The 19,613-nt window shown below is 70.8% G+C and carries 11 protein-coding genes, 1 tRNA gene and 2 pseudogenes; 6 read left to right on the top strand and 8 right to left on the bottom strand.

What is annotated here, in order from left to right; all coding sequences use genetic code 11:
* Positions 1-17: 17 nt before the first annotated feature.
* From A6302_RS04990 to A6302_RS04980, 3 genes are read left to right on the top strand one after another with little or no spacing between them, the layout of a single operon-like run.
* Entirely contained in the window at positions 18-2,798 is a 2,781-nt protein-coding gene (locus tag A6302_RS04990; protein WP_069306121.1) for an ATP-binding protein, read from the top strand.
* A 1-nt stretch (position 2,799) separates the two neighbouring features.
* Positions 2,800-4,554, top strand: coding sequence for a GMC family oxidoreductase (locus A6302_RS04985; RefSeq protein WP_083255531.1), 1,755 nt, complete (start codon positions 2,800-2,802; stop codon positions 4,552-4,554).
* A 40-nt stretch (positions 4,555-4,594) separates the two neighbouring features.
* Positions 4,595-7,429 (top strand): ATP-binding protein, encoded by a 2,835-nt coding sequence (locus tag A6302_RS04980; RefSeq protein WP_141703417.1) that lies wholly within the window; start codon positions 4,595-4,597, stop codon positions 7,427-7,429.
* A 103-nt stretch (positions 7,430-7,532) separates the two neighbouring features.
* On the opposite strand, the pseudogene A6302_RS04975 reads toward A6302_RS04980, so the two are convergent.
* The 4 genes and pseudogenes from A6302_RS04975 to A6302_RS04960 all read right to left on the bottom strand — a co-directional run bounded on the left by A6302_RS04975 (position 7,533) and on the right by A6302_RS04960 (position 10,910).
* Positions 7,533-8,133 (bottom strand): annotated as a pseudogene (locus A6302_RS04975) (isochorismatase family protein).
* Between the two features lie 371 nt (positions 8,134-8,504).
* Positions 8,505-9,125: a response regulator transcription factor gene (locus tag A6302_RS04970; RefSeq protein WP_069306119.1), complete on the bottom strand. Its 621-nt coding sequence runs from the start codon at positions 9,123-9,125 to the stop codon at positions 8,505-8,507.
* Positions 9,126-9,136: 11 nt separating this feature from the next.
* Complete coding sequence (locus A6302_RS04965; RefSeq protein WP_210183264.1) at positions 9,137-9,496, bottom strand: response regulator transcription factor; 360 nt, start codon at positions 9,494-9,496, stop codon at positions 9,137-9,139.
* Between the two features lie 22 nt (positions 9,497-9,518).
* Positions 9,519-10,910, bottom strand: coding sequence for a sensor histidine kinase (locus tag A6302_RS04960; RefSeq protein WP_141703416.1), 1,392 nt, complete (start codon positions 10,908-10,910; stop codon positions 9,519-9,521).
* Between A6302_RS04960 and A6302_RS04955 the strand changes: the two genes are divergently transcribed.
* Together A6302_RS04955 and A6302_RS04950 are read left to right on the top strand one after the other, a co-directional pair.
* The gene (locus tag A6302_RS04955) at positions 10,843-11,988 is read left to right on the top strand and encodes a helix-turn-helix domain-containing protein (protein ID WP_083255538.1); all 1,146 of its coding nucleotides are present in this window, start codon (positions 10,843-10,845) and stop codon (positions 11,986-11,988) included. The two genes, A6302_RS04960 and A6302_RS04955, sit on opposite strands and share 68 nt — an antisense overlap.
* 219 nt (positions 11,989-12,207) lie before the next feature.
* Entirely contained in the window at positions 12,208-15,069 is a 2,862-nt protein-coding gene (locus tag A6302_RS04950; protein ID WP_083255529.1) for an ATP-binding protein, read from the top strand.
* A gap of 313 nt (positions 15,070-15,382) precedes the next feature.
* On the opposite strand, the gene A6302_RS04945 is transcribed toward A6302_RS04950, so the two are convergent.
* From A6302_RS04945 to A6302_RS22690, 4 genes are all read right to left on the bottom strand, one after another.
* Positions 15,383-15,459: transfer RNA gene (locus tag A6302_RS04945), tRNA-His, on the bottom strand.
* A gap of 257 nt (positions 15,460-15,716) precedes the next feature.
* Positions 15,717-16,418 carry a phasin family protein gene (locus tag A6302_RS04940; RefSeq protein WP_210183263.1) on the bottom strand — a complete coding sequence of 234 codons (702 nt, stop codon included), beginning with the start codon at positions 16,416-16,418 and terminating at the stop codon, positions 15,717-15,719.
* Between the two features lie 47 nt (positions 16,419-16,465).
* Complete coding sequence (locus A6302_RS22695; protein WP_069306114.1) at positions 16,466-16,861, bottom strand: phasin family protein; 396 nt, start codon at positions 16,859-16,861, stop codon at positions 16,466-16,468.
* Between the two features lie 301 nt (positions 16,862-17,162).
* Positions 17,163-17,738: a hypothetical protein gene (locus tag A6302_RS22690; RefSeq protein ID WP_169833498.1), complete on the bottom strand. Its 576-nt coding sequence runs from the start codon at positions 17,736-17,738 to the stop codon at positions 17,163-17,165.
* Positions 17,739-18,076: 338 nt separating this feature from the next.
* Between A6302_RS22690 and A6302_RS04930 the strand changes: the two are divergent.
* Positions 18,077-19,613 (top strand): annotated as a pseudogene (locus A6302_RS04930) (hypothetical protein); the annotation flags it as partial.

Below are 19,613 nucleotides of genomic sequence, written 5' to 3'. Positions count from 1 at the left end.
CAGGAGACCGGCGCCCGATGGCGTCCCGCCACGTGACCTTCGGCCGCTTCACCTTCGATCTGGACGCACGGACGCTTGCCGCCGACGGCGCGCCGATCCCGCTCGGCGGACGCGCGCTTGCGATCCTCTCCGTACTCGTCGAGGCGGACGGAGCGCTGGTTCCCGCGGCGTCGCTGATCGCCCGCGTGTGGCCGGAACGCCCCGTCGACGCCGCCAACCTTCGCGTCCATATCGCGGCGTTGCGCACCGCCCTCGGGGCCGACGCGCGCGGCGTCGAGGCGATCCAGAACGTGCCCGGCCGCGGCTATCGGATCGGCATGGAGACAAAGCGGGTCGAAGACGCCGGGCCGTCGAGGCTGCCGGCGCCTTCCCGCCTCCTCGGCCGCGACGGCGATCTGTCGGCACTGTCGGAGAAGCTGCGAAGTCGACGCTTCGTCACCGTCGTGGGTCCCGGCGGCATCGGCAAGACGAGCCTCGTCAAGGCCTTGGCAGCCCTCCTGCGCGACGAGTACCGCGACGGGGTGCTCTTCGTCGACCTCGGCGCCGTGACCACCGGGGACGGCATGCTCCGGGCGATCGGCGCTGCCGTCGACGGCGGCCGGGCCGAGGAGGCGACCGAGGAGAGCGTCGCCGCCGCGCTGGCCGGACGCGACCTCCTCCTCGTCCTCGACACATGCGAGGGTGTGGTGGATGCGGCCGCGAGCCTCACCGAACGGATACGTCGCGCGGCGCCGGGGGTCGACCTCGCCTGCACCAGCCGCGAGGGCCTGAGGGCCGAGGGCGAGTGGCTCTACCGGCTGTCGCCGCTGGCGGTGCCGGACGACGCCGGACCGCCCCCGGAGGACATCTCCCGGTTCCCCGCGCTCGACCTCTTCCTGCAGCGCTCGCGCGCGGTCGCGGGCGACCTCACCCTCGACCCGGCGACGCTCGCCGACGCCTCGGCCGTCTGCCGCGCTCTCGACGGTATCCCGCTGGCACTGGAACTGGCCGCGGCCACCGTCGGGGTGTTCGGCATCGCCGACCTCAGGATCCGCCTCGACGATCGTCTGGCCCTCCTCAACCGCGGGCGGCGCACGGCGGCGCCGCGCCACCGAACCCTCCGAGCGACCCTCGACCACAGCTACGACCTCCTTTCGGCCGACGAGAAGGCGCTCTTCGATCGTCTCGGCGTCCTCGCGGGGGCCTTTTCGCTGTCGGCGGTCGTCGCTCTCTCCCCGTTCGGACCGGCCGGGACGGAGGCGCTGCTCGGCGCTCTCGAGGCGAAATCGCTGATTGCCCGCGACGACGGCTCAGCCGGAGCGACTCTCGGCACGCCGCCCCATTTCCGCCTTCTGGAGACCACGGCCCTCTACGCCCGCGAGAGGCTTCTCGCCCGCCAGGACGTCGACGCCATCCTGTGCCGTCAGCTCGAGTTGCTCCGCGCCCGCCTCGCGGAGGCAGAGACCGCGCCCGTGCCGCCGCCGGCCGCCCGCCGCGGGCTCCAGGCCAACGTGGAGACGGCGCTCGGCCTCGCCTTCGAGCGCTCGGCTTGCGTGCCGGCCGCGGTCGCGCTGACGGCCGCCGCGGTCGGGTTCTGGATGCGAACCGCCGTCCTCGTCGGACAGCGCCCGGCGATGGAACGGGCCTTGCGGCTGATGGGCGACGCCCCCGACGTCGGGCCGCTCCGCGCGCTCGACCTCCGCACCGCCCTCGGGCTCGCCGAATACTACGAGCACGGCCCGACGGCGGACGCGGTTCGCTACCTGACGTCTGCCCTGACGCTTGCCGAGGCGCTCGGGGAGCAGGAGCGCCGGCTCGACATCCTGTGGATGATCTTCGGAATCACCGGCAACGCGGGCGACTATCCGGCCGAAGCGGACCTGGCGAATGCCTATAGGGCCGCACTGCGGGACGACGCTCCGTCGGCGGCGCGATACCGCGGCTTCCGGATGACCGGCCGGGCGCTGCACGACCTCGGCCGCCATTCGGAGGCGGAGGCGTCGCTCCTCCACGGCCTGTCCGCCGAGCGCGGTCGGGACCGGGCGATCCGCTTCACCGCCTACCACAACGACCACTGGACCGCCTCGCGGTCGAACCTCGCCCGCCTCCTGTGGATCACCGGACGGGCCGATGCCGCGTGTGCCGCCGCGGACGAATGCCTGGAGGAGGCAATCGCGCTCGACCATGCCCAGTCGCTGTGCTGGGCGCTCGCCTTCAACCTCGTTCCCATCGCCATCTGGTGCGGCAACCTCGACCGGGCCGGACGCGACGTCGATCTTCTCCTCCATCATTCCCGGCGCACCTTCCAGCATTGGCACCAGTGGGGCCGGCGCTATGCCCTGGTGCTCGGCGTCCTGTCGGGCGGCAGCGAGGCGGAGGCGCTGCGCATCCCGACGACGACGGCCGCCGAGGCGGACCTCTTCGCCACCTTTCATCCAATCTTCCTGCGCCACGATCCCGAAGCCCGGGTCCGCAGCGGCCGCATCGACTGGTGCACGGCCGAGCACCTGCGCGCGGCCGTCGAGCGCTCCCCGCGGGGAACGCAGGGGCTCGGCGACCGGCTCGCCGCAGCCATCGCCGTGGCGAACGGCCAGGGCGCCCGCGCCTTCGCCCTTCGGGCAGCCACGAGCTTCGCCCGCGTCCGTGCCGAGGAGGGGCGGCCGGCGGAGGGCGCCGACGCCCTGCGCGCGGCGCTGGCACAGCTCCACGAGGGTGACGGAACCGCCGACCACCGCGCCGCGGTCGCCCTCCTGCAAACCCTCGGTCCGCCAAAACCGCCGGGCGCCGCCAGCGCCGCGCCGGCCAATCCGGGAGAGTGACATGGTCCTCCGATCCGACGCCGCCCATCCTTCGTTCTGGTCCCTTGCCGCGGTCCTCCGCCGGGGCGGGATCGACCGACGCACCTTCCTCCGGCAGGCCGCCGCGCTCGGCATCGGCGCCGGCCTTGCCGGAGCCCTGGCCAGCGCCTGGTCGAGCGAGGGTCACGCCGCTTCGACGACCGAAACGGCGCCGCCGACGGGTGACTTCGACTACGTGGTCGTGGGCGCCGGCTCCGCCGGCGCCGTCTGTGCGGCACGCCTCGCCACCTCGAGCGAGGCGCGCGTCCTCGTCCTGGAGGCCGGCTGTAGCGACGACCTGCCGGAGATCCACGACCCCACGCGCTGGCTGGCCGCCATCGGTACCCGCGCCGCCAAGGTCTTCACGACGGTGCCGCAGGCACACACCGCCGGCCGACGCCACGTCTGGCCGCGCGGAAACGTGCTCGGCGGATCGTCCAGCGTGAACGCGATGATCTTCGCGCGCGGCCACCGCTCCGACTTCGACGCCTGGGCCTATGCCGGCTGCACGGGCTGGAGCTATGCCGACGTCCTGCCGATCTTCCGGGCGATGGAGGACTATTCAGGGGGAGCCGACGCCTTCCGCGGCACCGGCGGGCCGCTGCATGTATCGCGTCCCACGCCCGATCAAAGGCACGAGGGTGCCGTCGCCTTCGTCGAGGCGGGGCGCGCCCTCGGCTTTCCGGGCAACGACGACTTCAACGGCGCCGAACTCGACGGAATCGGCTTCGTCGATCTCTCCATCTCCGACGCCGGCCGCCAGTCGAGCGCCGTCGCTTTCCTGAAGCCCGCAATGGCAAGGGCGAACCTCACCGTGCTGACGGACGCGCCGGTGCTCGACGTCGTCGTCGAAGGCGGCCGCTGCACCGGCGTCCGCTATCTTCACGCCGGCGTTCCCCGCACCGTGCGGGCGGCGATCGAGGTGATCGTCGCCGCGGGGGCGCTCGATACGCCGCGCATCCTCATGCTCTCCGGCATCGGACCGGCGGCGGACCTCGTTCGCCTCGGCATCGAAGTGGCGGCCGATCTGCCTGTCGGCCTCGGCCTGCAGGACCACGTGCTCGGCGCCGGCGTCAACTACGAGGCCCGCGGGCCGGTGCCGCCGTCGAAGACCAACAGCTCGGAAGCCTATCTCTGGCATCGCACCGACTCCCGCCTGCTCGGTCCGGACGTGGTGACGCTGCACGTCTCGATCCCCTACGCCACCGACGCCTTCGCGCTGAACCACGCGCACGGCTACGCGATCCTGTCCGGCGTCTCGCGGCCGGTGTCGCGCGGATCGCTCCGGCTCGCCTCGTCCGATCCGCGCGACGCCCCGCTGATCGACCCCGCCTATCTCACCGAGGAGGCGGACCGGCGCGCATTCCGCACCGCGACGGAGATCGCCTGCGAGATCGGCGCCGCGGCGGCCTTCGACCGCTTCCGCGCCCGCGAGGTGCTGCCCGGCGATCTGCGCTCGCACAGGGAGTGGGACGACTTCCTGGCGAAATCGGCGAGCACCTTCTTCCACCCGACCTCGACGTGCCGGATGGGAACCGGACCGGAGGCCGTGGTGGATCCGGAGCTGAGGGTGCGCGGGATCGAGGGGCTTCGTGTCGCGGACGCCTCGATCATGCCGCAGGTGGTGACAACCAACACCAATCCCGCGTCGCTGATGATCGGCTGGCGTGCGGCCGACCTCGTCCTCGGCATCGGCAGCGCGGAGCGCCGGCCGGTCGTCGCCGGTCCGTCGCCGTGACCGCAAGGTCCGCGGCACCTCGCGAACGCGCCCGGATCGCATGACCGAGACCTTCCACTTCGACCGCTTCGTCCTCATCCCGGATCGGCGCGAACTCGCCGAGGACGGGCGGATGCTGAAGGTCGGTTCGCGCGCCTTCGACCTCCTCTGCCTGCTGGTCACCCGCGCCGGCGAGCTCGTCTCGCGCGACGAGGCCATGGCGCACGTCTGGCCGGGGCTCCACGTCGACGAGGGCGGTCTGCGGGTTCACATGGCGGCCCTCCGCAAGCTCCTCGGCGACGGTTCCGACGGGCGCCGTTTCATCGTCAACGAGCCGGGACGCGGCTATCGCTTCGTGGCGCCGGTGACCCGAGGCAGCGATGCCTACCGCCGGCGCGCAGCGCCACCCGGCCGCCTGCCGCCGCCCTCCCCCGCACTGCCCGCGCCGCGGTCCCGGCTGATCGGCCGGGTCGACACGGTCGGCGACGTCGACCACCTTCTCGCCCGCTATCCTCTGGTGACGATCGCCGGACCCGGGGGGATCGGCAAGACGACGGTCGCGCTCGCCTACGCCGAACGCGCCGCCGCGTCGGCCGCGGTGGACGTGATCGACTTCGGCGGCGTCGCCGACCCGGCCGGCGTGCCGAACACCGTCGCCGCCGCCATCGGTCTGCCCGTCCGCAGCCCCGACGAGACGGCCGCCATCGTCCGTGCGCTCCAGGCGGGGCCCCGCCTCCTCGTCCTGGACTGCTGCGAGCACGTGATCGACGCGGTCGCGGCCCTCGCCGAGCGGATCCTCGACGCGACCCCCGGCGTCCGCCTTCTCGCCACCAGCCGCGAGCCGCTGCGCATCTCCGGCGAATATGTCCATCGGCTGGGGCCGCTCGCGGTGCCGCCCGTTGGTATCGTCCTCACCCGGGAGACGGTCGTCGACTTCCCGGCCGCCGACCTCTTCCTCGAACGGACGATCGCCGCGACCGGGGACGACGCCTTCACGGCGGAGGATCTCGACGCCGTGACGGCGATCTGCCGCCGGCTCGACGGCGTCGCCCTGGCGCTGGAGCTCGCGGCCGCCGCCGTTCCGCTCTACGGCGTCCGAGGCCTTGCGGAGCGGCTCGCGGAGAGCTTCTCCGTGCTGACGCGGGGGCGGCGCACCGCGCTCCCCCGTCATCGGACACTCAGGCTCACCATCGCCTGGAGCGTGGACCTCCTGGCGGCGGAGGAGCGGGGCCTGCTCGCCCGCCTCTCGGTCATTCCGGCTTCCTTCGACCGACTTGCGGCAGCCCACATCGGCGGCGACGAGCATGGTGGCGTCGACCGCCTGGCCGGGCTCGTCGAGAAATCGCTGCTGATCGTCGACCCCGCCGCAGCCGGGCCGCGCTACCGGATGCTGGACAGCACGCGCGCCTTCGCCCGCGAACTGCTCGTCGCCTCCGGCGAGGAGCGGACCTGCCTCGTCCGCCTCGCGGAGCACTGGTCGAACCGTCTCGGAAATTTCCAGCGGGAGCACCCCTCGGAACCGCTGACGTCCTTTCGTCCGGACCTGGAGGCGGTCCGCGCCGCGCTCCACTTCGCGGTCTCTCCTGACGGCTATCGTTCGATCGCCATTCGCCTGGCGGCTGCCGCCGCGCCGCTCTTCCTCGACCTCTCGCTGCTCGTCGAATGCACCCGCTGGGCCGAGACGGCGCTCGCGCTCGTGACGGCGGACGACCCGCCCGAAACGATCCTGACGCTCCGGACGGCCTTCGCCGCGCCGCGCCTCTACACCCACGGCAACCTCGCTGAGGTCCGCGCCTCGCTGGAAGAGGCGCTCGCGAGCGCGGCGGCGGCCGGCGATCCGTCGATGGAAGTCCACATCCTCGACGTGCTCTACGTATTCCACCTGCGCGTCGCCGACTTCAGGGGAATCCGGGAGATCGCCGACCGCACGGCCGCCGTCATCGAACGTGCGCATGGCCTCTCCGGGATCGAGGCGAACTGGATGGCCGGGCTCGCCGCCTACTTCGCCGGCGAGCATGCGGCGGCAACGCCGCACCTGCGTCGCTCTCTCGACATCCTGTCGCCGACGCGTCGGGTCGACGTGTTCCGTTACGGCAGCGATCGGCGGGTCCATGCCCACAACGCCCTCGCCCGCTCGCTCTGGATGCAGGGCTATCCAGACGACGCCCGTCGTCTCGCCGCCCGCAACCTGGCCGAGGCCGCGGACATAGGACACCCGGTCGGCCACAGCATCGCGCTGATGTGGATGACGCCGATCTTCCTGTGGACCGGCGAACACGCGATCGCCGAGGCCTGCGCCCGCGATCTCATTGCCCTCGCGCGCCGCTCCTCGCAGCGCCCGGCCGAACTGGTGGGCGAGGCATTCCTCGGGATCCTCGACGGCCGTCACGGCGCTCCGGATCGGGCCGTCACCGCGATCGCGTCCAGCATCGACGGGCTGCTCGCGGTGAACAACCGCCTGCTGCACGTGATCCTGCTCGGCCATCTCGCCGAGGCGCATCTCCTCGCCGGGCGCGCCGGCGACGCGCTCGCAACTGTGGAGGAGGCCGTTGCCCGCGCGGCGGCGAGTGGTGATCTCGTGACCATGCCGTGGTTGAAGATCCTCTCTGCGCGGGCTCTCGCCCTTGCCGCGCCCGCCGGCTCCGGGCTTGCCGGGGCGCTCGACGACGCGCTCGCCTGGGCCCGCCGACAGGGGGCCCGCGCCTACCTGCTGGAAATCGCCACGCTCCGGGCAGAACTCGGGCTCCCGCCCACGGTGGATCGCGAGGAAGGTCTGGAGGCGCTGCTCGGCAGCTTCGAACAGGGACGGGACACCGAGCCGTTGCGGCGGGCAACGCGGGTTGCGGCCGCCCGGTCGGGACGATCGGCCGGCGGTGAAGCGGGCCCGGCGCCCTGATGCGAAACGGTCCGGCCCGGGACCCGATCGGGGTCGCCGGACCGGACCTTCGCATCGCGACCGGGGGCCGCCGTTGAGTTCCGCCCCCGGTCCCTGCGGTCCGTCAGTTGGTGCCGCCGAAGACCTCCTCGGCCTTGCGGTAGCTTTCCGCCACCGCCGCGTAGTTCGGCGCCACCAGGCCATAGAGCGCGGCAAGTTCCGCGGCCTCCGGACGGTTCCAGGTGCGGTGGAGTTCGGAAAGGATGGCGTTCGTCGTGGTGGGAACGACGCCGGCCTGAGCGAAGCGGGCGACCGACGTGCGCGAGGCCATCTCGCTCGGATCGCCCGAGGCGTCGATCACGGTGTAGACGTTGTAGCCGGCGCTTGGCATCGAGCGCCGGGAACATCACGCAGACGCTGGTCCAGACGCCGGCCATGATCAGCGTCTTGCGTCCGGTCGCCTCGACCGCGGCGACGAAGTCCGCGTTGTCCCAGGCATTCACCTCCCCCTTGCGGGCGATGTAACGGGCGTGGGGCGCGAAGGCGTGGATCTCCGGCATCAGCGGGCCGTTGGGACCATTCGGTTCCGAAGCGGTGGTGAGAACCGGGATGTCGAGGAGGTCTGCAAGCTTGGCCAGCATCTCGACGTTGCGTCGGAGGTCGTCGACGTCGATGTCCTTCACCGTCTGGAACAGGCCGGACTGGTGGTCGAGAAAGAGGATCATCGTGTCGGCGGGGTCGAGCAGCGCCCGTCCTCCCCCGGTCGGCAGGACGCTCGACTTGCCGACCGTCTCCGCCGAGGCGAGGGGAGCCGGGAGCACGACGAGGAGGAGAAGGAGGGCGGCAAAGGCCCGCTTCAGCAGAAGAATCATCGGGGGTTACCTTTCGAGGTGGAGTGGGGGCTTGACCCTGCCGGGGCCGCGGATGCGCGAACGCCCCGACGGGTCGTCGGCGGACCGCGGCCGGACGACCCGTCGGGATGACGATGGATAGACCGTCCGCGGTCCGGTCCTCTTGCTCCGGCCGATCGCGATTTGGAGATACGCACCGCCGGGCGGCGGGGCTTGCGGCGGGCGGCGGCTGGGCGCGCAGCGCCTCAGCGATGCCGGCGGGTCGCGATGCCGAGCTGTTCGGCCATGCGCACGAGGTCGGGAAGCGAGCGGGCGCCCATCTTCTCCATGACGCGGCGCTTGTGGACCTTCGCCGTGATCTCGGCGAGCCCGAGTTCGCCGGCGATCTGCTTGTTCATGAGGCCGCCGATCACATAGCCCATGACGTCTCGCTCGCGGTCGTTGAGCGAGGCATACCGTTCGGTGAGCGCCAGATGCGCGCGCTTTCCTTCGACGCTGACGCGATCGATCTCGATCGCCCGCTGCACGGCGTCGATGAGGACGTGATCCTCCACCGGCTTGGTGAGGAACTCCACCGCACCGCCGCGCATGGCCCGCACCGTCATCGGAATCGTGCCGTTGCCGGTCAGGAAGACGACGGGAACGTCGCTGCCCGCGTTCCGCAGCGCGTCCTGGACGGCGAGGCCGTTCTCGCCCGACAGCCGGACGTCGAGGACAATGCATGCGGGTCGCCGGACCAGGGTCGCGTCCGCGAGCCCCGCCGCGTCGGCGTGCTCCACGGCCGCCAGGCCCTCGGCCCGGCAGAGCCGCGCCAGCGCTGTGCGCACGGCGGGATCGTCGTCCACGATATGAACGGTCGCTTCCATTCCGGACACACTCATCCGTCCCGTTTCGCCACGATCTGCGCAAGATAGGTCTCGAGCAGGTCGACGTCGAACGGCTTCGTGAGGTAGGCGGTTGCACCAGCGCGGAGCGCCCTTTGCCGGACGGCGTCGTTCGGGAAGGCGGTCATCGCGACGACGGGCAACGCGGGAACGCGCGCGGCGACGACCTCGATCAAGTCGATACCGTCCATGCCCGGCATCTGAAGGTCGATCAGCACGCAGCAAGGCGGCTCGCCGGTACTCGTTGCGAGGAAGGCGGCGGCGCTCTCGTACAGCCGCGTCTGGTATCCGAGCGTGCGCGTCAGCCGCCCGAGGCCGGCGAGGACATCGGGATCGTCGTCGACGATCGCCACGACAAAGACCATCCCCAACTCCTCAGTCCGCGGCGATCGGCAGCGTGAAGGTGAAGAGCGCCCCGCCGCCCGGAGCGGTGTCGACCCGGATCTCTCCTCCGTGCGCCTCGACGAAGTTGCGGCAGATCGCCAGACCGAGACCCATCCCGTCGGACCTGGTCGAGTGGAAAGGCTCGAAAATTCGGGCACGGCTCTCGGCCGGTACCCCGGGCCCGTTGTCGGCAACCTCCACCACGACCGCCTCGTCGGCCCCCCGCATGCTCACGGTGATGTCGCAGGCGCCCTGGCGTCCTGCCATGGCTTGGGCGGCATTGAGCAGGAGGTTGACGAAGACCTGTTGGACCTGGATGAGGTCGGCCGCCACGGATGGAAGATCCTCCTCGACTGCCAGATGAACCACCGCGCCGAGCCGCCTGAGGTCGGCTTCGACCAGCATGTTCGCTGTGCGGGCCGCGTGCACGACGTCGACGGGCGAGACCTGCGGCGGCGACCTGTTGAAGTGCGCCGTGAGGCGCGCGACGACGTCACGCGCCCGCGTCGCCTGGGAGACGATATCCCTCAGGGCCGCGCCGACCTCCTCCACGTCGAGTGCTGCCGGCCGCAGGAGGCGCTGGGCCGCCTGGGCGTTGGCGAGGATGGCGGCGAGCGGGGAGTTCACCTCGTGAGCGATCGACGCGGTCAGCGCATTGGCGGTGGCGATCCGGGAATTGCGCGCCGCATCCGCCTCCGCTGTCATCAGCCCGGCCTGAGCCTGCCGATAGTGTGTGATGTCGAGCGACGTCACGACGATATCGGCGAACTCGGCGACGTTGCCCGGCAGCATCGCCGTGAATAGCGTGTCCCGCTCGGTGCCGTCCGCGGCGATGACGTGAGCCTCGGAGCGGAAGAAGCGGTCGCCCCGGGCAAAGGCCACCAGCCACTGCACGAAGGTCTGATCGGTATCCGGAAGCAGCCGGCTCAGCGGCCCGACGTATGCCTCCTTGCCGGAGGCGCCGGTCTCTTCCAGCGTGAAGCCGTTGACGTCCTTGATGAACACCTTAGCCTTGAGGGCGCGGAGTTCATCCGGCCGCGCCGCGAAGTGGCTCTCCATGTCGGCCACGCCGGCTCGGCGAAGTTCGGCGACCGACTCGGCGACGGCCGTCCAGTCCTCGCGCCACATCGAGATACCGGCCCGCTCGAAAATGGCGCGGTAGCGGGCCTCGCCGTGGCGCACCCGCATCGTCGACACGAAGCGGATCGCGACGACGGCGAGGAGAATCGCCGCCGCACCCGCCACGGCGGCGCCGCTTGCCGATCCGCCCGCAAGGAGGTGCGCGGCGACCGCGGCGGCCAGGGCCGGGGCGAGGATGCAGGCGGCCGAGATCGCCAGGTCGCGCGCGACGCCGGCGCCGCGTCGGGGGGCCGGCGCAGTCATCCAGGCCGGCAGATCGCCGGACCGAGGCACGTCGTCCATCGTCGTCGCCTGGCTCGGCCAACGCGAGAAAACCGTCTGCATGCCATCGTCTCCCGGGCGACAGGACCTTAACGGCGGCGCTCGCCGCCGTCGCCGATACGGACGTATACTGGTCAAACCCGGCGGGGCGGCCGAGACTGGTGCCATGGATCTCTATCATCACGGTTCTCGCAAATTCCCGAAAGCCGGACTCGTGGCGACGTCCTTCGCGCGCGGATGGCGGGGAGTGGCCGCCGAGTTGCGCAGCCATCCCGCCGGGGAGCTCCCGGCGATCGTTCCGACGCAGATGGAGATCACGCTGGCGACACGCCGGAGCCCTGGCGCTTTCGTGGCGCGCAAAGGCGCTGGCGTCCGCCAGCGGACGGCTGTCGAGGAGGGCACGATCTGGCTCTGCCCCGTCGGTGTCGGCGAGGACGACATCAGCATCTCCGCGCCGCTCGAGGAAATCCTGCACATCTATCTTCCGACGGACCGGTTCGCGGCACTTGCGGACCTCTACGGCGACTCCCGGATCAGCGCCCATGACGTTCACTATCTGGCGGACCTCCGCGATCCGCTGATCCGTCAGATCGGTCTGGCGATCCGGTTCGAACTGATGCGCGAGACGTCCGCCGGACGCATGATGGTGGAAACGGCCGCCATGACCCTCACCGCCCGCGTCGTGCAGGCCTATGGGTCTGACCGTCCCACGTCGGGCGACAACCCGAACGAAGTGGATTGTCCGAAGCGCATCCAGCGGGCGATCGACTACATCCGCGACAACCTCGAACGCGACATCTCGATTTCCGACCTTGCCGAGATCGCATGCCTCAGCCCCTTCCACTTCGCCCGCATGTTCAAGCGCGTGACGGGACGCACGCCGCACGGCTTCGTCAGTGCCGAGCGATTCGACCTCGCCCGCAAGCTGCTCGCGGACCCGGAGGTGTCGCTCGTGACGGTCGCTCACCGAACCGGCTTTTCCACGCAGGCGGCCTTCGGCACGGCCTTCAAGCGCGCCACCGGGAGTACCCCCGGCGACTATCGCCGACAGATCACCTGAGCGGCGACGGCCGGGCCGCAGGATCGCGCTAGACGTCGCAGTCTCGCGAAAGACGGAACTGCCGGCATCGGTCAGAGTAGTGGCGTTCGAGTCCGGGTACCGGGCTGGAACAGTGGTCCCGCTGGATCTGACAGGCGTGGCCGCGGCCGATCCAGCGCGATCGGTCGCTGCCCGGTTCCGCAGGTTCGGCAAACGTGGTGCCGGCGGCATGGGGCGACCATGACAGCCCATGGTTTTGAAAAGGATCTGCGATCCGAACCTGCAGCGAGGGCACCAACCCCGGGCGGGGGCACTGCCGCCTATGCGTTCGGCCCCTTTCGCCTCTCGCTCGTGCGCCAGGAACTCAGCCGGGACGGCGAGCCGATCCGCCTCGGCGGCCGCGCCATCGCGATCCTCGGAGCCCTGGTCGAGCATCACGGAAGACTGCTGTCGAAGGCCGAGCTCATGGCACTCGCCTGGCCGGACATATTCGTCGAAGAGGGCAACCTCCGCGTCCACATCACCGCGCTGCGTCGCGCCCTCGACGACAGCACGGCCTCGCCGGCCTACATCGTCAACGTCGCCGGGCGCGGATACCAGTTCATCGCTCCCGTCGAACGGGTGGTGGACCGGGCCGGCCTGCAACCGGCCTTGCCGACGACCGGTCACCGGACGAGCGTTGCCCTGCCTCGGCTCCCCTCACGGGTCGTCGGCCGGGAGGCCGAGATCGCCGCCCTCGACCGCCTCCTGGAGGAGTCGCGCATCGTGACGGTCACCGGGACGGGCGGAATCGGCAAGACGACCCTCGCCCTCGTCGCGGCGCATCGGCACGCCGCGGCTGGTGGCTCTCCCGTTTTCTTCGTCGATCTCTCGGCAGTCCGCGAAGCCGACCTGGTGCCTTACACCGTCGCCGCGGCGGTCCAGGTCGCCGTGGAGTCCCATCAGCCGCGGGAGAGTCTGGTCGGCCGGCTCGCCCAGATGGAGGCGCTGCTCGTCTTCGACAACTGCGAACATGTCATCGACTGCGCCGCCGAGCTCGCTGAGAGCCTCCTGAAGGGCGCTCCCGCCATCCGGATCCTGGCGACCAGCCACGAACCGCTCCGAATCGAGGGAGAGCGGGTGCTCCGCCTGATGCCGTTCGAGCTGCCGGCAGAGAGCGCCGGCTGGACGCTGGACGAAGCCCTCCATCTGCCGGCGGTCGGCCTGTTCGTGGAGCATGCACAGGCGAGCGACGACACTTTGTTCATGGGCGACGAGGACGTGCCGTTCATCGTCGAGATCTGCCGGCGGCTCGACGGCCTGCCGCTTGCCATCGAGATCGCCGCTGCACGGGTCAGCGTGCTTGGCGTCGCGGAGCTCGCGCAGCGCCTTGACGACCGGTTCAGCATTTTGCTGGCGGGGCGCCGCAACGGTGTCCCGCGCCACCAGACGCTGCGCAGCATGTTGGATTGGAGCTTCGACAACCTGTCCGATCTCGATCGCCTCGTCCTGCGCCGACTATCGGTCTTCGCCGCCGCATTCACGCTCGACGCCGCCTGCCAGGTCGCCGGAGACGATCGGCTCGCGCCGTCGGTCGTCGTGGACTGCGTGGCCAACCTTCTCCGCCGGTCGTTGCTGATGTCCGAACGACGGGAGGGTGCGACCCTGTTCCGGCTCCTGGACAGCACGCGGCTCTATGCGGCAGAGAAGCTCGAGGAAGCCGGCGAGGCGGCGCGGGTGCGGCGCCTCCACGCCGACTATCTCTGCGGGCTCCTGAACCAGGCCGAGCAGGACTGGATTGTCATCGACCGCCGCCGGTGGCTCGACCGCTACGGCCCGGTGGTCGACGATGTGCGGGCGGCCGTCGGCTGGTCCTTCTCGGGTGCCGGCGATCCGGTCCCCGGCGTGATGCTGACGAGGCTCGCCGTTCCCGTCATGCTGCTGAGGGGGCTGGTGGCCGAGCTTCGGGAACTGGTGATCGCCGCCATCGCCAAGGCGGAAGGCCTCGCCCCCGCTCTCCCCGTCGAGGAGATGCGGCTTCAGGTCTCGTGTGCGTCGCTGCTCTACAATCAATCAATGGACTACCAACCCCACATCGACCGGGCGATGGAGCTCGCCGAGAGGATCGGAACCGACCGCGCCCGGATCGAGCCGCTGATCGTCCTGTCGGTGTTCAACCTCTCGAAGGGCAATTATGCGCTCGCCCTGTCGCAGGCCGAGACGGCACATGCGCTCGGGGCGCGGATCGGCGACGACTTCGCCCTGCTCGCCGCCAACCGCGTCCGTGCCCAGGCGATGCACTTCGTCGGGCGGCAGGACGACGCGATTGCCATCGCCACCGACGTGCTCCGCTTCCCGGTGGCGCAGATCCCGCTCAACTACGGTTTCGTCCACTCCGACCGGCGAATCTCGATGCGCGTCGTTCTCGCTCGGGCGTTGTGGATCACCGGATATGCGGATCGGGCCAAGGCCGTTGCCGATGAGGCGCTGGCGATCGCACAGGACGTGGATGCCCTCGCCGGAGCGCAGATCTTGTCTCTTGCGGCCGTACCGATCCTCCTCTGGCGCGGTGATTTCGAGGCAGCCAAACCCCTCGTGGCAGAACTGCGGGAACAGACGACTCGGTTCGCCCTCGGCCAATGGCTTGACTGGGCGCACCTGTTCGACCACGTGCTGGCGCTGCGGGACGGTCGGACGAGCAACCACAAGCCGAACGGAGAACTCGCGAGCCAGATGTTGGCAACCTTTGTCGGAGATGCGGCCGAGCCGCCGGCCCGGTTCGAAGACGGGACCTGGTGTAGTCCGGAACTCCACCGCATTCGCGGCGAGCGCCTCATCCGAGCCGGCGATCTAAAGGCCGGCGAAGCTGCGATCCGGCATGCGCTCGAGCTCGCGCGGCGCCAGCAGGCGATCGCGTGGGAGCTTCGATGTGCCGTCAGCCTCGTCCGCCTTTCGAGGACGCACGAAATAGAGAAGGACGCCGCAGCCGTCCTAAGGGACGTACTGGGCCGTCTGCCGGAGGGACACCGGACCGAAGAGCCATCGGTGGCACAGGCGCTGCTCGACGCTTTCGATCCCCTCGGAATGCTGGCAGCACCCCGCCGGCAAGCGGGCCGGCCGTAGCGCCGACGCCGCATACCAGGGATCCTGCCGCCCGGTACCTGTGGGTAAGCCGTCAAGTGGCGACGGTAACTGGCATCTGGACGGCAGCAAGCACCAACCGAGGGCCGCGAGCTATTTCTCGCACGGACTGGGCTCATGCGGCAGCGGTGTGCCGAACCGTAGGTTTCACGGGCTCCGGCTGCCGTTCGTCGATGGGGCCGGCATGGAGCTCGTGGGTACAGAGTATCAAAGGGCAGTTGGTATGAAGGCGGTATAATGAAGACGAGCGGCGCCCACGGCACCGCCACCACTACCGCCAGGTCGTTGAGAAGAATGGTACAGCTGCCCGGGCTCGAACCGGGGACCTTCGGAGCCACAATCCGACGCTCTAACCAACTGAGCTACAGCTGCGTGAAATCGTGGCGGAAGCTAGTGGCAAGCCGCCTGCATTGCAAGCCCGATGACGCGGGGCCTGCCAAGAAAATCGCCGGGGTGGTCCGCCGCCGGCAAAATGCCCGTGCGCGGACAGGTCGATAGGCCGTCCCGCGACGCCCGATCCCCGGCAGGCAACCGCCGCGGGATGCAGAAAGGCGCGGCCCTTTCAGGTCGCGCCACGGCTGCAGACCGAAGGCAGGGTCAGGCCGGCAGTCAGCCGATCTTGACGTCCTTCAGGGCCTTTTCATAGGCGCCTTGGCCGGCTCGCTGACTTCGCTCGCGAACTTTGCGACGAGCTCCTGGATTTCCTTGGCATTGGCCGAGGCGATCTCGAACTGCTCGCGGGCAAAGGCCGACTGCATGGCGATCACGTCGGAAATCGACTTGGCACTCATCACGTCGGTCGCGAACTTGAAGGTGGCGTCGGCGGTCGCCTTGGCGGCGGAGATGGCCTTGACGTTGATCGCGACGAGACCGGTGCGGGTCGTCTCGAACTGGTCTTCCATCATGTCCGTCGCCTCTTCGGCGGCGGTGCGCATCTTCTCGTAGCCATCCTTGGCCTGCTTCACGGACTTTTCCGCCATGTCGCGGAAAGCTTCGGGCATCTCGATATTGGGCATGGAAAAGGCCTCGAATGTTTCGGTGGGCTTGGCGGCAGGCTTGGCCGCCGGCTTGGACTTGGGAGCCGGCGCCGGCGCCGGCGTCGCTGCCATGATCTTTTCGGCTTCGTTCATCGGTGTCTCCTTCGGCCAGCGGGCCGGCAGCGCGGCCGGAAGGCACGCACCGCCGTGGTCGCGAAGGATGCGCTGCACAGCTCCCTCGCCGGGGGCAGCGCCGGGCGCCGCCCTTGCCGCGCGATGGGCTCGCCGTGCCATCGTCGCAAGGCGTATATAAGCCAGTTTATGTTGCATTGCAACATCAATGTTGCAGTGCAACAAATTTATGACCGACCCCGCCCTGCCCGATGTCCGCCGGCCGGGACTCAGCTCTCGAAGGGGCGGGTCAGATCCTGCGCGGCCTTCATCGTGTTCTCGCCGAGGCTGCGCGCCCGGGTGCCGAGGCGTTCCATCTGGCCCTGCATGAACTTCTGCTGGATCTCGACCAGTTCCTGCGGACTGCCGGCGCGCATCATCGCCTCGATCATCGAGAAGGAGGCCTCCACGGTCTCCTCGGCAAAGTCGAGCGAGCCGCGGCTGACGTCCCGCATGTGGCCCTGCAGGGTCGACGTGCTGGTCTCCAGTCCCTCGATCGACTTCTGGGCGACACCCATCATCTCGTCGAAGGCCTTTCGGGCATTCGCGAGACCCTGCTCGGTCGCGGCCTTCATCTGGTCGGTGTATTCCTCGGCCTTCGGGCCGGCGGCGGGCTTCTTCACCATGGTCGCTTCTCCGCTTCGGATGCGCCCGGGTCGTGCCGGCGCATGTGGGCCCGGCACATGCGGGGCCCGGCGCATGTCGGCCATGCCGGGCCAGGCACGTGGCCGCGTCCGGCCGGGCGGTCGCCTTCGGGCGTATTTGACCATGGCCGCCTGACCGGTGCAATGCGGCACCCTACCTAGCCCCCGCTTTCCACCGCCTGCGCCGCGGCGCCCTGCGGCCGTTAACTCTGGCGCCAGATGGACCGGCTCCCACGGCCCTCCATGCTGGCAGCAGGCGCCGATCCGCGATATTAACGAGCTGTTAAGCATGGGTTGGCGCAGCCGTCCGGCGGCACGGGAACGCCCCGCCGCGGAACGGCGCGGGAGATGGAGGCCTGCCTCCGGCTCCGCCCGCCACCCCTTCGAGCAATCCGTCCGCCGCACCTGTCGCCAGGCCGGCGACAGCCGGGCGACCATCGCCGGAGATCCTTGCGCCATGGCCGAATTTGCGGACGCCTTCAGGATGCACGACGCCGATCCGGCGGTCGCAGCCTTCCGCGGCGATTCCCTGCCCGCCTTCGCGGTCGATCGCACCGGCCGCCGCGTGCTGTGGGCCAATGCCGCCGGCTTCGCCTTTCTCGGCGCGGGCTCGCTGGAAGACCTCCTGTCGCGGGACCTGCCGGCCACCTCGCCGCTCGCCGCACGGGCGCCGCAGCTGGCCGGCACGCTGGCGCCGGGCCGGCCGCGGCTCGAGCGGCTCCGCCTGCGGACCAATGCCCGCGCCCTGCCGTCCACCTGCCAGATCACCCTGCTGAAGACCGGCGGCGGCAAGTCGCTGCTGGTTCGCCTCCTCGACGCCGCGCCGCTTCCCGGCACTGCGGACGAGCTTCGCGCCCACCTTGATGCGCTGACCGGCGAGGAAGCCGCCGCGGCGAACGCGGCAGGCGCCTCTGCCGCGTCGGAACCCGCCGCCATTTTCGCTCCGGTCGTGGCGACGCCGGCTGTCGCCGAGGTCGAGACCCCGGACGAGGTCGAGACGCCCGACGAGGCCGAGACACCTGACGAGATCGAGACGCCCGACAAGATCGAGACGCCCGACGAGATCGAGACGCCCGACGAAATCGAGACGCCCGATCAGGTCGTGACGGCTGCGTCCGACGCCGACACAGACGCTGCCTCCCGGCCTTCGTCCGAAGATGTCGCGCCCGGATTCCTGTCGAGGAGGCCTCGCCCGCCGTGGACGACGCGGCCGGGGCCACCGTGCCCGACGCCCCGCCGACCTTCGTCTTCCCCGGCGGCGACCTGCCCGTCCGCTTCCTGTTCGAGCTCGACGAGACCGCCCGGTTCGGCTTCGTCTCGCCGGAACTTGCCGGCGCCGTCGGCCCGCTGGCCGCGGCGCAGGCCGGCGAGACCTGGGACGCGGCCGCCGCACGCCTCGACCTCGATCCGTCCGGGCGGGTCGGCAACGCCCTGCGTCGGCGCGACACCTTCACCGGCGCCGAGGTGCTCTGGCCGGTGCAGGACGCCGCGCTGCGCCTGCCGGTCGGCCTGTCCGGCATGCCGGTGTTTGCCCGCGACCGCAGCTTCCGCGGCTATCGCGGCTTCGGCGTCTGCCGGCTCGATTCCCCCCAATCCGCCGAGCCGCTTGTCCGCACGACGCCGGAACCCGTCGAGGGGCCGGTGCCTGCCGAGGGGGATGAGCGCGCCCCCGAGGCCATGCCCTCCGCGCGTGCGGCCGAGGTGTCGTCCGGCACCGATGCAATGCCCGTCGAGCCCGTCGCGGACGCCGCCGTCCTCGAACCTGCGGATGACGCCGGTCCGCGTGACGCCGAGCCGGACGTTGCCGCCTCCGAGGCTCAGGACCCTGCCACCGACGACATCGTCGCGGCGGACGTGAGCGGGCCGGAGGGTGAGGCCCCGGGTGCGGCTGAGCCCGCCGCGCCGGAAGACGCTCTCGCCGCCCTGCCCGAAGCCGAGGCTGACGTCGCCCTCGCAGCCCTGCCCGAGGCCGAGGCGGAGATCCTCGAGGTCGCTGAACCGGCTCCCGCCGGCGAGACGACCGATCCCCTATCCGCGACCGAGGTCGTCGCCGCGGGCGCGAGCCTGGACGAGGGTGTCGCGGGTTCCAAGACCGACAACGCCGGGTCTGAGCCGGCGGTCGCCCTGGCCGAACCGGCCGACGCAGAGCCCGCACGGCCTGACGCCGAGGCGGTCCCGGCCGGTGCCAGCCCGGCCGACTTCGTGCTCGGCTCGATGCCCTTCGAGGCCGCCCGGTCGGTGGCTGCCGCCGGCAACGCGCCGATGGCCGACGCTCCGGCAGCCGACCTGCCCGACGTCGACGTCCCCCCGGTGGATGTCCCGGATGTGGGCGCGCCGGACGTGGACGAACCCGAGATCGACGTGCCTCCGGCCGACCTGCCGGACATCGGGCCGCCGCAGGTCGACACGCCCGAGGTGGACGTTCCGCCGATCGACGTGCCCGACATCGATGTCCCCGACACCGACGTCCCGGACGACGACCTCCCCGACCCCGAGGTCGAGCCGCCGGAGACCGACATGCCCGACATCGACCTGCCCGTGATCGACATTCCTCCGCCGCCCGCGCCGCCGCCGCCCGCGATGATCGCCGCGACCGCGTCGCTCGCGGTGCCGCAGGATCGGCCAAGCGCCGAGATCATCCGATCGCCGATGATCGCCCGGCCCGTGCCGGCCGACCAGCAGCGGCCGGGCCGCGTCCTGTCGCGGCCCGAGCGCGAGGCCTTCCGCCAGATCG

The sequence above is a fragment of the Methylobrevis pamukkalensis genome, assembly GCF_001720135.1.
Taxonomy (GTDB): domain Bacteria; phylum Pseudomonadota; class Alphaproteobacteria; order Rhizobiales; family Pleomorphomonadaceae; genus Methylobrevis; species Methylobrevis pamukkalensis.
Note: the sequence above shows the minus strand (reverse complement) of the source record. Positions and strands in the feature narration are given on the sequence as shown.

Excerpts from the sequence above, each read along its gene's own strand:
- A6302_RS04960 (WP_141703416.1), bottom strand. The coding sequence starts at position 10,910 with ATGACTGCGCCGGCCCCCCGACGCGGCGCCGGCGTCGCGCGCGACCTG.
- A6302_RS22695 (WP_069306114.1), bottom strand. The coding sequence starts at position 16,861 with ATGGTGAAGAAGCCCGCCGCCGGCCCGAAGGCCGAGGAATACACCGAC.
- A6302_RS04955 (WP_083255538.1), top strand. The coding sequence starts at position 10,843 with ATGCAGGCGGCCGAGATCGCCAGGTCGCGCGCGACGCCGGCGCCGCGT.
- A6302_RS04980 (WP_141703417.1), top strand. The coding sequence starts at position 4,595 with ATGACCGAGACCTTCCACTTCGACCGCTTCGTCCTCATCCCGGATCGG.
- A6302_RS04985 (WP_083255531.1), top strand. The coding sequence starts at position 2,800 with ATGGTCCTCCGATCCGACGCCGCCCATCCTTCGTTCTGGTCCCTTGCC.
- A6302_RS04970 (WP_069306119.1), bottom strand. The coding sequence starts at position 9,125 with ATGGAAGCGACCGTTCATATCGTGGACGACGATCCCGCCGTGCGCACA.
- A6302_RS04990 (WP_069306121.1), top strand. The coding sequence starts at position 18 with ATGGCGTCCCGCCACGTGACCTTCGGCCGCTTCACCTTCGATCTGGAC.
- A6302_RS04950 (WP_083255529.1), top strand. The coding sequence starts at position 12,208 with ATGACAGCCCATGGTTTTGAAAAGGATCTGCGATCCGAACCTGCAGCG.